This is a genomic window from Bernardetia sp., assembly GCF_020630935.1.
In the GTDB taxonomy this organism is placed as follows: domain Bacteria; phylum Bacteroidota; class Bacteroidia; order Cytophagales; family Bernardetiaceae; genus Bernardetia.
Genome location: NZ_JAHDIG010000010.1, coordinates 61,035 through 74,901, shown reverse-complemented (window position 1 = coordinate 74,901; position 13,867 = coordinate 61,035). Strand labels below are relative to the sequence as shown.

The 13,867-nt window shown below is 33.5% G+C and carries 14 protein-coding genes; 7 read left to right on the top strand and 7 right to left on the bottom strand.

The features are described from left to right. Positions 1 to 293 precede the first annotated feature (293 nt). From QZ659_RS04790 to rho, 4 genes are all read left to right on the top strand, one after another. Positions 294 to 758 (top strand): hypothetical protein, encoded by a 465-nt coding sequence (locus QZ659_RS04790; RefSeq protein ID WP_291722672.1) that lies wholly within the window; start codon positions 294 to 296, stop codon positions 756 to 758. A gap of 88 nt (positions 759 to 846) precedes the next feature. Next, the gene (locus QZ659_RS04785) at positions 847 to 1,329 is read left to right on the top strand and encodes a hypothetical protein (protein ID WP_291722669.1); all 483 of its coding nucleotides are present in this window, start codon (positions 847 to 849) and stop codon (positions 1,327 to 1,329) included. Between the two features lie 33 nt (positions 1,330 to 1,362). Next, positions 1,363 to 1,704: a hypothetical protein gene (locus tag QZ659_RS04780; RefSeq protein WP_291722666.1), complete on the top strand. Its 342-nt coding sequence runs from the start codon at positions 1,363 to 1,365 to the stop codon at positions 1,702 to 1,704. 530 nt (positions 1,705 to 2,234) lie between these two features. Beyond that, entirely contained in the window at positions 2,235 to 4,067 is a 1,833-nt protein-coding gene (gene rho / locus QZ659_RS04775) for a transcription termination factor Rho (RefSeq protein WP_291722663.1), read from the top strand. Positions 4,068 to 4,156: 89 nt separating this feature from the next. Here rho and QZ659_RS04770 read toward each other — a convergent pair whose 3' ends face one another. Then, entirely contained in the window at positions 4,157 to 5,239 is a 1,083-nt protein-coding gene (locus tag QZ659_RS04770; protein ID WP_291722660.1) for an acyltransferase family protein, read from the bottom strand. Between the two features lie 214 nt (positions 5,240 to 5,453). Between QZ659_RS04770 and QZ659_RS04765 the strand changes: the two genes are divergently transcribed. Beyond that, positions 5,454 to 5,828, top strand: coding sequence for a group III truncated hemoglobin (locus QZ659_RS04765; protein ID WP_291722656.1), 375 nt, complete (start codon positions 5,454 to 5,456; stop codon positions 5,826 to 5,828). A 4-nt stretch (positions 5,829 to 5,832) separates the two neighbouring features. On the opposite strand, the gene QZ659_RS04760 is transcribed toward QZ659_RS04765, so the two are convergent. Beyond that, positions 5,833 to 7,800, bottom strand: a complete 1,968-nt coding sequence (locus tag QZ659_RS04760) for an AAA domain-containing protein (RefSeq protein ID WP_291722653.1) — start codon at positions 7,798 to 7,800, stop codon at positions 5,833 to 5,835. A 313-nt stretch (positions 7,801 to 8,113) separates the two neighbouring features. Here QZ659_RS04760 and QZ659_RS04755 point away from each other — a divergent pair, with 313 nt between their 5' ends. Both QZ659_RS04755 and QZ659_RS04750 read left to right on the top strand, forming a co-directional pair. Beyond that, on the top strand, positions 8,114 to 8,800 hold the full coding sequence (locus QZ659_RS04755; RefSeq protein ID WP_291722649.1) for a hypothetical protein: 687 nt from the start codon (positions 8,114 to 8,116) through the stop codon (positions 8,798 to 8,800). 27 nt (positions 8,801 to 8,827) lie between these two features. After that, positions 8,828 to 9,313, top strand: coding sequence for a nitrous oxide reductase accessory protein NosL (locus QZ659_RS04750; protein ID WP_291722646.1), 486 nt, complete (start codon positions 8,828 to 8,830; stop codon positions 9,311 to 9,313). Between the two features lie 5 nt (positions 9,314 to 9,318). On the opposite strand, the gene QZ659_RS04745 is transcribed toward QZ659_RS04750, so the two are convergent. The 5 genes from QZ659_RS04745 to QZ659_RS04725 all read right to left on the bottom strand — a co-directional run bounded on the left by QZ659_RS04745 (position 9,319) and on the right by QZ659_RS04725 (position 13,787). Beyond that, positions 9,319 to 10,359 carry a glycosyltransferase family 2 protein gene (locus QZ659_RS04745; RefSeq protein WP_291722643.1) on the bottom strand — a complete coding sequence of 347 codons (1,041 nt, stop codon included), beginning with the start codon at positions 10,357 to 10,359 and terminating at the stop codon, positions 9,319 to 9,321. A gap of 188 nt (positions 10,360 to 10,547) precedes the next feature. Further along, positions 10,548 to 11,258, bottom strand: a complete 711-nt coding sequence (locus QZ659_RS04740) for a rhomboid family intramembrane serine protease (protein WP_291722640.1) — start codon at positions 11,256 to 11,258, stop codon at positions 10,548 to 10,550. Positions 11,259 to 11,315: 57 nt separating this feature from the next. Then, complete coding sequence (gene fabD / locus QZ659_RS04735) at positions 11,316 to 12,200, bottom strand: ACP S-malonyltransferase (protein ID WP_291722637.1); 885 nt, start codon at positions 12,198 to 12,200, stop codon at positions 11,316 to 11,318. A gap of 103 nt (positions 12,201 to 12,303) precedes the next feature. Continuing rightward, positions 12,304 to 13,023, bottom strand: coding sequence for an RDD family protein (locus tag QZ659_RS04730; RefSeq protein WP_291722633.1), 720 nt, complete (start codon positions 13,021 to 13,023; stop codon positions 12,304 to 12,306). A 47-nt stretch (positions 13,024 to 13,070) separates the two neighbouring features. Next, on the bottom strand, positions 13,071 to 13,787 hold the full coding sequence (locus QZ659_RS04725; RefSeq protein ID WP_291722629.1) for an RDD family protein: 717 nt from the start codon (positions 13,785 to 13,787) through the stop codon (positions 13,071 to 13,073). Positions 13,788 to 13,867 lie beyond the last annotated feature (80 nt).

The following is a 13,867-nucleotide window of genomic DNA, read 5'->3' as shown; positions in this document are numbered from 1 at the left end:
GACGAGCAGCGAAAAAGGCTGACTATGTTTTTTACGAAGACTAGCACAAACTCCACAATACGCATTTCGATACGATTGTAGATTAGGGGTGTTTTTTTTAAACACAGGGCGAATATGTCCTAACATAGTTCTTTAAAGATAAATTTGGTGTATTTTTTATCTTCAAAATACAATTATTTTTCAAAAGCGACAATTACAAAACTGTGATTTTGGTAATATCTTATTATCTTTCTATCAAAAAAATAGTATCTTGTAATCATTCCATTTTTTATTTTTCACAACACACAAAAATTATGATAGACGACTTACTACAACTTGCACAGGCTCAACTTGGCTCACAACTTAAACAAGAAGTAGGCTTTTCAGAAGAACAAGTAGAAAAAACAGCTCATGTAGCCAAAGATGCATTTCTTACACAAATAGCAAGCGAAGCACTAAGTGGAAATCTGCCTCAGCTTTTAGATATTTTTAATGGAAAAGCCACTTCCACAACAGCCAATCCGTTAGTTATGCGTCTTGTTAATCAGTTTGGTGGTGATTTAATGGAGAAAATGGGGGTTTCAAAAGAAACGGCTGCAATGGTTTCGAATATGGTTATTCCTTTTATTATGTCAAAGATTGCTTCTCCAGAAACAGGAAAAGCTGAAGACGAAGGTTCGATGATGTCTCAACTGGGACTTGACAACCTAGATAATATTGGTGGATTGCTTGGGGGGCTGCTTGGTAAAAAAGGTGGACTGGGAGGATTTTTTAGTTAAATCTATTTTGGTACTTTGTTTCTCATAGTCAGAACACAAAATCGGCTATGAGAGATTTTTTTAAAACGCACAAAAATTTAAAAAATTTATGACTACTAGTCCAATAGATAAAATTATAAGTGATGCTGAGGCTAACCTAGCTAATAAGGTAAAAGCAGAGGTTAGTGTACCTGACGGACAAATACACCAAGTTTTTGAACTTGGAAAAAACTCTTTTATTCGTCTGTTGGAAAGCGAAGCAGGAGCAGGACACTTTGATGAGTTTTTGAAAGTCTATAATGGAACAGCCTCTTCGCTGTCTGTGGCACAAATTACGTCTCTGATGGAATACTATCATGCCAAAAAACTTAGAGAAAGTTTGAGTTTTTCAGATATGAATGCAGAAAAAGCATCAAAAATAGTTTCGCCTTTTTTTATCAAACAAATAAATAGCAATAAGTCAAATAAAGCCACAGATATAAAAACATTATGTACTCAGATGGGGCTGGAAGATTGCATTTCGAATTTAGAGGCTCTCAAAAAAAGGTGGGACGATTTGTCTCCAGAAGAAAAAAAGCAACTTAGTCGTTGAAAATTTATTTTTTTTGTTCTAAAAAATACTTCCTTGATTTTACTTACCAACCCATTACTGTTCAAAATTTTACCAAGCCCTCCTCGTGCAATGGCTTTATTTCCTTTCGTTTTGGTGGAAGAAGTGGATGACAAATACGATAAAGTATTAATCAACCATGAGAAAATACACTTACGTCAGCAGTTAGAGATGTTGATTGTTCCTTTTTACTTGGCTTATTTAGGACATTATATTGTCCAACTTATTAGGTTTAAAGAACATCACAAGGCATATATGAATATTGTTTTTGAAAGAGAAGCCTACCAAAACGAATCTGATTTGGAATATCTTAGAAAACGAAAAATTTGGGGATTTTGGAAATATTGGAGCAAATGAAAGCCTTTTAGAGATATTTATTTTGATAAAATAAAAAATAAATAAAACTTTTCGTTAAAAAAACGTTATATTTACGTGTCCTTTAAATATTACTGCTAAAGGATACAAAAAGAGGATAAGTCTGCAATATAATTTCAACATTACTCATACAGTAATTGATATATATTCACCAACTTATATTTTTGTGATATTTTTTATAAAAATCAAAGTCATTCCTCTCATCTTTTCAATCAATGTATTTTCCACTTTTGAAAATATTCTGATACTAGAGTATTTATAAAGTATCTACAATACATTTTTTGTACAATCATTATTTAACAGATGTTGATATAAAATTTCAAGCATACATTTATTAATTAATTGTAGTTTTTAATACTATAAAGCTATATCAATATCTCTTTTACTATATCTTTTATCATAACAACTTCACGTTTTTTTCTATCATTGATTTAATATCCTTACTAAACTTGGATTAAATCTTTAAAAAAATTAGAATCAAACCATTATCCCTACCAACCTTATAAGCCAATATGTATAATATTGAGGAACTCAATGTTCGCTTACTCTCCGAATTGCGTACTATCGCCACTGAAATGGGCTTAAAAAATTATAGCCGACTGACTAAAAAAGACCTTATCTACAAAATCTTAGACCACCAAGCAACTAATGGTGAGGACGAAGATGTAGAGCAAGAAAAAGAAGCTGTACCTGCTTCTGAAACCACAAAAGAGAACAAAAACGAAGTCTCTGAAAAAAAACCTTCTGGTTACAAACTGCCAACCTTTAGTTTTTTGAAAAGAGACAAAGAAAACAAAGAAGATACTGGAGAAAAAACTTCTAAAAAAGAATCTGATAGTAGTGTATCCGATGAGTCTAAAAAATCAGATAACACAAAACAAGATGATTCAGTAGAACGAGTGAGAGAAACATTGCGTGAAAGAAAACGTGAAAATGTTACTCGTTCTAATAATACCAGTAGTAATGAAGATTCTGACAAAACAGAAAGACGTTCTAGACTAGACCGTAATGACGACAGACAAGAAAACGATAATTTGCGTCGTAGAAGCAGAGTAAATGTAAAAGAAACAGATTCAAAATCTAATGTACATAGAGCTTCACAGCGTTCAAAGCCAAATGAAGAGGAAAAGGAAAGCTCTTCTAATCGTTCTGAAAAGTCAAACCATAATTCTGAAAAAAATTCAGATAAAAAGGAACGTTCTTCAAACAAAAAATATAACATTCGTGAGTTTGATGGCGTGGTAACTAGCGAAGGAGTTTTGGAAGTTATTTCTGATGGCTATGGCTTCTTGCGTTCTTCTGACTACAACTATTTGGCAAGTCCTGATGATGTATATATCTCTCCTTCTCAAATCAAACTTTTAGGCTTGAAAACTGGAGATACTGTCAGAGGACAGATTCGTCCACCAAAAGACGGAGAAAAATACTTTGCCTTGCTCAGAATTGAATCTGTAAATGGCAAAACAACCGAACAAATAAGAGACCGTGTTTCTTTCGAACACCTTACTCCACTTTTCCCTCGTGAACGCCTTAATCTTTCCACAAAACCAAATACTTATTCAACAAGAATGTTGGATTTGTTTGCACCTATCGGAAAAGGGCAACGTGGAATGATTGTAGCACAGCCCAAAACTGGTAAAACAGTACTTTTAAAGGAAATTGCTAATGCGATTGCTGAAAATCACCCAGAATGTTATCTGATTGTTCTTTTGATAGACGAGCGTCCAGAGGAGGTAACGGATATGGAACGCAGTGTAAGAGGCGAAGTTGTGGCTTCTACCTTTGATGAGCAAGCCGACAGACATGTAAAAGTTTCTAATATGGTCTTGGAAAAAGCCAAGCGTTTGGTAGAGTGTGGACACGATGTGGTTATTCTCTTGGATTCAATTACTCGTTTGGCTCGTGCATATAATACAACTGTTCCATCATCTGGAAAAATTCTTTCTGGTGGTGTAGATGCTAATGCACTTCACAAACCAAAACGTTTCTTTGGTGCAGCTCGTAATGTAGAAAATGGTGGTTCACTCACTATTATTGCCACAGCACTTATTGATACAGGTTCTAAAATGGATGAAGTTATCTTTGAAGAATTTAAGGGAACAGGCAACATGGAACTCCAACTTGATCGTAAACTTGCTAATAAGCGTGTTTATCCTGCTATTGATATTCCTGCTTCGGGTACTCGTCGTGAAGATTTACTCTTAGACAAAGATGTATTACAGCGTGTTTGGATTTTGCGTAGAATGATGAATGATATGCATTCTAATGAAGCAATGGATTATATGCTCAAGCACATGAGAGGAACAAAATCTAATGATGAATTTTTGGCTTCTATGGATAACTAAGCATTTATCTTAAATTCTTTTATCAAAAAAAAAATCAGACAATCTACTTTAAGAAATTGTCTGATTTTTTTTGATGTATGCTTTACTCATTAATTTAATTTGAGAACTAATTTGTCCTTATACTTCTTAGCAATATTGTATCCCCACTTTATAAAAGGCTTTTCTATAACATAATAAAGAAACGTTGCAAAGAGGAGTGAAAGAGGAATTACTAAACCATATCTGACTATTATGTGTGTTAGATAAAAAGAACCGATTTTAGATAGAAACCATTCAAAGTGAGGCTCTAAAATATTTACAAAAATAAGCCAATGCCCAATGTAGAGTCCATAGGAAATATCTCCTAAAAATAATAATGGTTTGGTTTCTATTCTTTTTTGAAATTTGGGAGCAGACATTGCCAAAACTAGCCAAATAACACATCCGAAAGCACCGAGAAAAAATCCTAATTCTGTATTAGTTGCTTTAAAATTTTCGTGAGGAACAATAATAAAATGAATTTGTTCGAAGGAGCATAAAAGAAATCCAATAAAAAACAGTACATATCTTTTTGCTTTGCTTAGTTCTAGTTGCTGTATTTTATCAAAGTTCATAGCAAGTAAAATTCCTAAGCAAAAGTGTAAAACATAGACTCTAAACCCAAATAGAAACCAAAATAAAAAAGCTGCCACAAATAAAAGTTTGACATTTCGCATAGCCAAGACAAGCAAGAAAAGAAAAATCAAAGACATTCGCATTTCTGCTATTAGTGACCAAGATGGAGGTATTAATGTGTTATTTCCAAAAATCAACAGTGGAAGTTCTTGGAAAAAAACTACACTATCAGCGCTTGTATATAATGCAGCAATTATCAAAACAAACCAATAGGCAGGGTAAAGCCTAAAGATTCTTTTTAATATGAATTCTACATAAGATACCTCCTGTATATCATTTTTCTTTACATATTTTAAGGATAAAACAAAACCACTCAAGACGAAAAATAAACATACAGCATTATGACCATTGAAAAAAATATTCAATATGTGAGTAGGAATACTACTATTAAAATTAGTGTCTTTGGTAAAATCTAACCAAGCATTTGAATGAAATATAACCACTGCTAAAGCAGCCATACCTCTTATGCTATCTAAATAACCTATACGACGAGTAGAGGGTATAGTTGGAGTTGTCAATATTTATATTTTTAAAGAAAACAAGTATATTTGAAATTGAGAACAAATATATAAATAAAACTAACAATAGAAGTCAATAGAATACTGGACATGAAATAAAAAATTGTTGGTGTCGCTACACTAAAACACCAACAAACGGCACTTTTCCCTGTTCTGTGACTCACAGAACAGCAATATCTATTAATGTCCATTACTCTAAGAAATCACATTCCATATGAAAAAAGACATACAAAACGAAAAAGATATTAAGCTACTCGTCGATACTTTTTATAAAAGAGTAAACCAAAATGAGCTTCTTTCTCCCATTTTTAACGATTTTGCTAACGTAAATTGGGATTCTCATTTGCCTACTATGTATCGTTTTTGGAATGGAATTTTATTTGGAGAAGGAAATTATAAAGGTAGTCCTTTTGCAAAACACATTCCTCTTCCCATAGATAAAACACACTTTGAAAAGTGGCTCTCTTTATTTACAGCAACCATAGATGAACTTTTTGAAGGAAATAAAGCTGATGAAGCCAAACAAAGAGCTACAATTATTGGCTATACTTTTCAATCCAAATTAGAGTATATGAACAATAAAAAATGATAATTTAAACCATATACTCCCAAGCACTTTTGTAGGCTTCAATTTTTTCAGCATAATCTAAGAAATCTTTATAAAAGTCGTCTGTTCCCAATGTTGCAGAATCTCCAAAGACAACAAGACGCTTTTTTGCTCGTGTAATGGCTACATTGAATCTGCGTAAGTCTTTAAGAAAACCTATTTCACCTTTTTCATTCGAACGAACTAAAGAAATATACATTACTTCCCTTTCTTGTCCTTGGAATCCATCCACAGTATGAATCGTAATCTGATTAGAATAATTACTAAGAAGGTCATTATTTCGAATCAAATCACGCAATAGATATACTTGGGCTTTGTAAGTAGAAAGTACTCCCACAGAAAAATTATCTATAAACTCTTTCGGATTTTCTATTTCCTTGTTTTCTATTTTTTGTAAAATTTCTTCAAAAAGCTGTGTGAGATGATTAACTACCAAATTTGCCTCTTCTGGATTGTAACGGCTCAATGTTTCCTCGTCTTGAATTTCAGAAAAACCACAGCCAGCCGTATCTACAAACTCTACTGGAGCAAGATTTGGGTAAAGAAGGTGATTTTTATTTGTTTCAAAAGCCTTTAGATTTCCTTTATAGAATTTTTGATTTGAAAATTCCATAATCTGTTCATTCATGCGATACTGAACGCTCAACATTTGGGCTGCTTGTGGATGTTTCTTTATTATTTTTTCAAAAAGCGTATTTTCTAATCCTGCTTTGGCAGCTTCAAAAGATTTTATAGTTGGAGGGAGTTGTTGATGGTCGCCAGCCATAACTACTCGGTTGGCTTTTAAGATAGGAATCCATGTTGCACCTTCCAAAGCCTGTGCTGCTTCATCAATAAAAAGTGTTGAAAAACTACGATGTGCTACGACATAACTTGCCGAACCTGTCAGCGTACACGCCAATACTTGTGAGTTTTCCAAGACATGTTTTGAAATATACTCTTCCAATTTTAAAGCATCTTGTTTCAAACGCTTGGCATCTCGCAACATGTGCTTGCGCTCGTTGCGTTCCCTCTGTCCAAAATTTCGTTTAAACTTTAAGGCTTGTTTTCGCATTTGTTCAGATTGTTTCAATAACTTTTTATAGTATTTGTAATCTGAATGTTGTTCTATCTTTCCATCCAACGTAAGGTGTTCTAGCGTTTCATTTACCCTTGCAGGATGCCCTAAACGTGTTACTTTTACATTTTTAGAATTTAGTTTTTCTGTCAGCCAATCCACAGCCGTATTACTTGGAGCGCAAACCATTACTTGTCTCTCATTTTTGAGTGTTTCTACAATGGCTGCCACCAAAGTAGTTGTTTTTCCAGTTCCAGGAGGCCCGTGAATGATGGCAATATCTTGGGCTTGCAGAATGTTTTGAACAGCTTTTTTTTGAGATTGATTCAAATCTTGTGTTGATTGTTCAAAATTATTGTTTCTTTCTTCCCATTTTTCAAAATGAGGTTGTTTTTCTCCTAAAAATATATCTCTTAGCTCGGCTAACCTATCATCTTTTGCATTTATAACCTTTTCTATGGTCTGATTCATTTCACGATAAGTAGAATCATCAAAAGCCAAATAAACACCAATACTACTATTTTGATTGTCTAAAAAGTCTGGAAACTCCTCAGTATTTAAAGCAATTCGCATCTTATCATTTTCTACCTTACTGACTACACCATTAATTTTCTCTCCCTCCAATCCATTTTTTTGCTCAAAAACAGTTACTATGCTTCCAACATTGAGTTGATGAGGTTGCCCTTTGTCGTTGGAGCGTTCGATATCAATATTCCATCTTCCCCCTAAACCTACAAACTCGTCGTTTATGCCCACAGGAAACCAACAAAGTCCGTCTTTCCTACGTTTGGCAAGTGGTGCTTGTACAATTTTGACTTGATATTGTGCTGCATCTTCTCGTTTTTCGATGCGTAAAAGTTCTTGCAAACGAGTGAGCTTTTGTTCTGCTTTGTTCATAGTATATGATTAATGATTCTGCTTGTACAGTATGTGGAAACACCTTGGTATTCAAAATAGTTTTCGAAGTAATAACAAAAAGAATAAATATCAAAACTATATTGCAACACTCCACACTATATTATTTCAAATGTTATTTTTAATTAGGACAACTTATAAAAAGAGAGTATATTTGAGAGATTTGAAGTACAGTTGAAGAAGAAATATATATATCTATTTTGAATATTGTAAAAGCTATTTTTTTAACTTATAAAAAACACATTTCTTTCTTCAAAATAATTGACTATCCTTATACAATAAATACATAGTATTCGTGGAAAATCCATTTTCATCAACACCAGAACAAATTCCTTCTACTTATTATACACAACTCTTGGCAGCCTTTGTAAGAGGCAAGCTAGAAACTACTAACTCTACACAAACTTATTTCAAAAAACCTTTGGAAGACCTAATTCCAGAAGAAAAACAAGAACTCATACAGTTAGGGGAAGAAAAAAAATTAGAAGTAGAATTTTTAAAGAAACAGGATGCATCTCCTTATTTAGACAAACTTTTCGGTGTTTTGCGTGGCATTCAGCCCGACCAAGTATTAAATCTAGAAAAAAAACAGACGGATTTTATTTGGAAGTTAGTAGATGAATTTCATTATCTACCTACGATTGCTCTTTCTATGGATGAAGAGCAGGTAAGGCGAATCAAAAATATATACAAAGGAGGATTTACTACTCTTTCAACAAAAGAAAATATTCCTTTCCCAACACTTCAAGGCTACCCTAGCAATCAGTTTGATGTGGTTACAAGCACAGATGGGTTTGAAGAAGAAAAAGAATTGATGGAAGCCTTGCCAGAACTTGCTCGTGTTGCCAAACGATTTATTATTCTTACTTTCCCAGAGACATTCAATCAAAAACAAATTCGTGATTATTTAGAATCTCAGAATGTTTTGCAATTTCGTGTAGAAAAACCAGAAAAATACTGTATTCTTATTGGCAGAAAATAATTTTTTAAGAAAAAATAGTGTTTCAAAATGAATAAAATTTATTTACTAATTTTTGTCCTTCTCACAGTTTTGGCTTGCAACAGCCAAACAAATAAAGAAGAAAACGCAAAACAAACAGATAACTCATCAGTAGAAGTAAAATGGACAGACTGCCAAAACTGTGGAATGCCAACCAATGACTTTCCCAACTGGCAAGTAATGGTAAAAGCAGAAGGAAAAAATGTAGCTTTTTGCTCTCCTCGCTGTATGCTGATTCATCTAGCAGATTCTTCAAATAATATAGCTAAAGCTATTGAAAAATTAGAAGTTACAGACTATTATACTACTCAAAAAATAGATGGACAGACAGCTTTTTATGTAACAGGTAGCGACAAGACAAGTGCTATGGGAAAAGATTTTATTCCTTTTTCTACAAAAGAAGATGCTCAAAACTTTATGCAAGAGCATAACGGAAAAAAAATCTATTCTTTTAGAGAAATAAATAAAGAAACTGTTGTTTCAGAATTGAAATAGCCTATTTAATCAAGCTCTTTGAAGGTCTTGTTTTTATTAGCAAAATACTGCCATACAATGCTTTTGGGATAGACTATTTTTGGCAATTTGAGCGTACCAAATTTTGCTTGATTGGCTTTTCGCTTTTTCAAAGTAGAAGATAGATTGCTATACATATAAAAATGTGCCTTCAAGATAGCAAGCATAAACTTTGGTTTTCCTTCTAAAAGAAATTTTACTCCTGCTATACCATCTAAAACCATTCTAAAAAAGACTTTGAAAAATAAGTTTTTAGATGGTAGGTTTTTAAGCAGCAGAGTAAGTCCGTTTCTAAAATTAAGATAGGCTTTTCTTTCACTCATAGGATTTAGCGTTCCTCCTCCTAAGTGAAAAACTGTGCTTTCAGGACAATACATAATCTTTTTTCCAGTATGATGAATGCGCCAACATAAATCTATCTCTTCCATGTGCGCAAAAAAATCTTTGTCTAGTCCTCCCAAATCGTGATAAACTTCTGAACGAATTGCCATTGCTGCACCTGTCGCCCAAAAAATAGAAGTTTGGTCGTCATACTGTCCTTTGTCTTCTTCTAATGTATCAAAAATTCGTCCTCTACAAAATGGATAACCTAAGTAATCAATCATTCCACCTGCTGCCCCTGCATGTTCGAAAAGATGCTTTTCAGCGTGCATTCTGATTTTGGGTTGAATGGCTGAAATTGTTTTTTCTGTATCTTTTTCAAAAATCTTAATGATAGGAGTTAGCCAGTTTTCTGTAACCTCTACATCAGAATTGAGTAAAATATAATAATCAAATTGATTTTCTTCTTTCAGTATTTCTAAGGCTTGATTATAACCTTCTGCAAATCCGTAGTTTTCAGACAGTTCTATTCTTCTGATAGTTGGATAATTTTCCTTTAAAAACTCAACAGAATTATCTGTGGAAGCATTGTCTGCAATAATTATTTCTGTAAAGTCATTATTACTATACTGAATAACAGACGGAAGAAAAATGGGAAAAAGTTTTTCTCCATTATAATTTAGAATAACGACGACTACTTTTTTCAATGTACAATTACGAATTATCAATTAAAAATTACGAATCTGATAACTAGAATAGCTAACTTTATAACTCATCAAATAAATATTCAGCACAGCTAGTTAAAATAAGATTTTCACAAAACAATTTTTATATAAAACATTGTCTTGTTATCTGTAAGGAAAAGGCATGACTTTTTCCTAACAATACTGAATTGCTAATCATTCTTTTTTTCTTTGTAAGAATAGACAAAATTAGGGTTTTCTAGTGGAATGATGCCTTCTTTATAATGTCTATCTAAATAGCCTATTTTGCCATTGCTTTTGCCGTTGTCCCCACCAACAATAAACTCTTCATCAGCCACATCTTTTCTAAATGAAAATGCCATGAAAGCTCCAACAATTCCACCCATAAGATGAGATTCCCAAGAAATATGATTTAAAATTGCCTTCTCAGAAGGAAAAATAGTCTCTAACATTCCAGCATAAAAAAAGACTACAATCAAACTAATCAGCAAGGAACGTCTATCTCTTCGAAAAACTCCACTAAAAAACAAAAAACTAGCTAAAGAATAAATCCACCCACTAGCTCCAATATGATATGCTTGACGAGCAAAAAGCCAGACACCAATACCTGTTAGAAAGAAATTTATCCATAATACTTTTTCAGAAAGCGATGGATAAAGCACAAAAAGTCCAGTACCAAGCATTATAAAACCCACAGAATTTGACCCCAAGTGAAACCAGTCGCCGTGTAACCACGCACTTAAAAAAACTCCTACAATACCTTCTTTACTTCTAGGATAACCTACCCAATGCGCCCAGTCTTGTTCCCACATCCATTGCATTAAAAAAACTACCCAAAAAACCGAAGCTATGAGTAGAATATAGCGTAAAGATTGCCAAATAGTAGGGATGTTTTTATTCACTTTTTTTTCGTTTTATAAACCCTAAGGGTTTTCAAAAACCCTTAGGGTTTGATAACTCTAAACAGAAGCTACTTCTGCACTTCGTTGTATTTTCTTTACAAGCCCTTGCAATACTTTTCCTGCGCCACATTCTACAAAAGTAGTAACTCCATCGTTGTGCATGTTCTGAACAGTTTGTGTCCAACGCACAGGAGCAGTAAGTTGAGCAATCAAATTTTCTTTGATTTTTGCTGGTTCTGTATAAGGCTTTGCATCTACATTTTGATAAATCGGACAAGAAGGAGCTTCAATGTTTACCTTGTTGATAGCAGCAGCCAATTCTTCACGAGCCGATTCCATCAAAGGAGAGTGAAAAGCACCACCTACATTGAGAGGTAAGGCACGTTTTGCACCTGCTTGTTTCATTGCCTCACAGGCAATTTCAATTCCTTTTATAGAACCCGAAATAACAAGCTGCCCAGGGCAGTTATAATTTGCAGGAACAACTATCTCGTCATTTTCTTTTGCCACACCTTTGCATACTTTTTCGGCTGTCTCATCATCTAAAGCCAAAATAGCAGCCATTGTAGAAGGCTCTGCCTCACACGCTTTTTGCATAGCTTCTGCACGAACTTTAACAAGTCTTAGTCCATCTTCAAAAGAAAGCGCACCAGCAGCCACAAGTGCAGAAAACTCTCCTAAAGAGTGTCCAGCTACGGCATCAGGAGTAAAATTTGGAGTTACTTTTGCCAAAATGACAGAGTGAAGAAAAATAGCAGGTTGTGTAACGTTTGTTTGTTTGAGGTCTTCGGCTGTTCCTTCAAACATTAAGTCAGTAATTCTGAAACCTAAAATTTCATTGCCTTTCTCAAAAAGTTCTTTTGCTTCTTCGTTAGTTTCGTAGAGTTCTTTACCCATTCCGACAAACTGCGAACCTTGTCCTGGGAAAACGTATGCCTTCATATAAATTGTGTTGTGTTTTCTATATGGTTAAAAAATAAAAATTAGGGCAAAAATAAGAAATTTATTTTTGTGTCCACTCGTAAGGAAAAAGTCTGCCTTTTCTCTACGTTTTATTTTTCTCAACTAATTCTATTTTCAATATTTTATCAAAAATATGATTTTGATCTGCCAAAACAACAAAAACGTGAACGATATTAGCAATAAACAATACAACTCCTAAAATTCCTCCCACAATGCCAGTATCTGTGATAGCTTCTAAAAATGCAATAAGTGAAATAGCAGCAAAAAGACAAATCCAATAAAAAATATTTCTAAAGACGAGTTTCAAAGGATGAGCAATTTTATGAGTTTCTGTATCTATAAAATAAAGCCCCATAATTCGTTTTCCAAAACTTGACCTTACACCAAAAATATCTCTAAAGAACATATAAAAGCACGCAGAAAAAAATGAATAGACGCTAGCATCTCTTACTCTTAAAATTTCATCTAGTACTGCATACATAAAAACAGCCAAAGCAATAGCAATAACTGTATCTATAACATAAGCAAAAATACGATTTCCAGTATTTGCTTTTCTAAAATCTAAAATGATTGGTTTTGAGAGTTTGAGTTTTGAAACAACAGGGAATTTTCTTAGTGTTCCTACTTGTTCACAATGCCTTCCATTCATATACTCCCAACTATCAGCCAAAAAAGCAGACTTGCAAGAAGCACAAAAGACAACTTTATCGCCCAAACAAAACTCATCGCCTGTAATGGGGTCTTGACGATTTTCCTTTAAAAATACAGATTGTTTTTCTGTAATGACTAGGGCATTTCTCATTTCAAATCACTCTTTCTAGTTTAACAATTATGACTTACTACCAACTTTTATTTTTTCTCTACCAATTCTATTCTCAATATTCTATCAAAAATATGATTTTGATTTGCCAAAACAATGATAACATGGGTAATATTAGCAATCAAGAGAACAAACCCCAAAATTCCTCCCACAACCCCAGTATCTGTAATCGCCTCTAGAAAAGAAATAAAAGCAATCAGAGCAGAAAGACACAACCAGTAAAAAACATTTCTAAAAATGAGCTTAAAAGGATGAGCAATTTTGTGGGTTTCTGTATTTATAAAGTAAAGCCCCATAATGCGCTTTCCAAAACTTGATTTTACGCCAAAAATATCTCTAAAGAGCATATAAAGACTTGTTGCAAAGAATGGAAAAACATTACGATAATTATAATGTAAGCCTAAACTATCTAAAATTATGTATAACAAAACGCCTAAAATGATAGCTATACCAATGTCTATTAAATAAGCAAAAATACGATTTCCACTATCAGCTTTTCTAAAGTCTAAAATGATTGGCTTGGAGAGTTTGAGTTTTGAAACAACAGGGAATTTTCTTAACGTTCCTACTTGCCCACAATGCTTTCCATTCATATACTCCCAACTATCAGCCAAAAAAGCAGACTTGCAAGAAGCACAAAACACCACTTTATCGCCCAAACAAAACTCATCACCTGTAATGGGGTCTTGGCGATTTTCCTTTAAAAATACAGATTGTTTTTCTGTAATCACTAAGGCATTCTTCATCTTAAATTTTGTCTTACTTTAAAAAAATAGTTTTTAAGTATTTTTTATTCTACTTACTCTCAAAAATAACAAAAGTTTGA

Excerpts from the sequence above, each read along its gene's own strand:
- QZ659_RS04790 (WP_291722672.1), top strand. The coding sequence starts at position 294 with ATGATAGACGACTTACTACAACTTGCACAGGCTCAACTTGGCTCACAA.
- QZ659_RS04785 (WP_291722669.1), top strand. The coding sequence starts at position 847 with ATGACTACTAGTCCAATAGATAAAATTATAAGTGATGCTGAGGCTAAC.
- rho (WP_291722663.1), top strand. The coding sequence starts at position 2,235 with ATGTATAATATTGAGGAACTCAATGTTCGCTTACTCTCCGAATTGCGT.
- QZ659_RS04765 (WP_291722656.1), top strand. The coding sequence starts at position 5,454 with ATGAAAAAAGACATACAAAACGAAAAAGATATTAAGCTACTCGTCGAT.
- QZ659_RS04760 (WP_291722653.1), bottom strand. The coding sequence starts at position 7,800 with ATGAACAAAGCAGAACAAAAGCTCACTCGTTTGCAAGAACTTTTACGC.
- QZ659_RS04750 (WP_291722646.1), top strand. The coding sequence starts at position 8,828 with ATGAATAAAATTTATTTACTAATTTTTGTCCTTCTCACAGTTTTGGCT.
- fabD (WP_291722637.1), bottom strand. The coding sequence starts at position 12,200 with ATGAAGGCATACGTTTTCCCAGGACAAGGTTCGCAGTTTGTCGGAATG.
- QZ659_RS04730 (WP_291722633.1), bottom strand. The coding sequence starts at position 13,023 with ATGAGAAATGCCCTAGTCATTACAGAAAAACAATCTGTATTTTTAAAG.
- QZ659_RS04725 (WP_291722629.1), bottom strand. The coding sequence starts at position 13,787 with ATGAAGAATGCCTTAGTGATTACAGAAAAACAATCTGTATTTTTAAAG.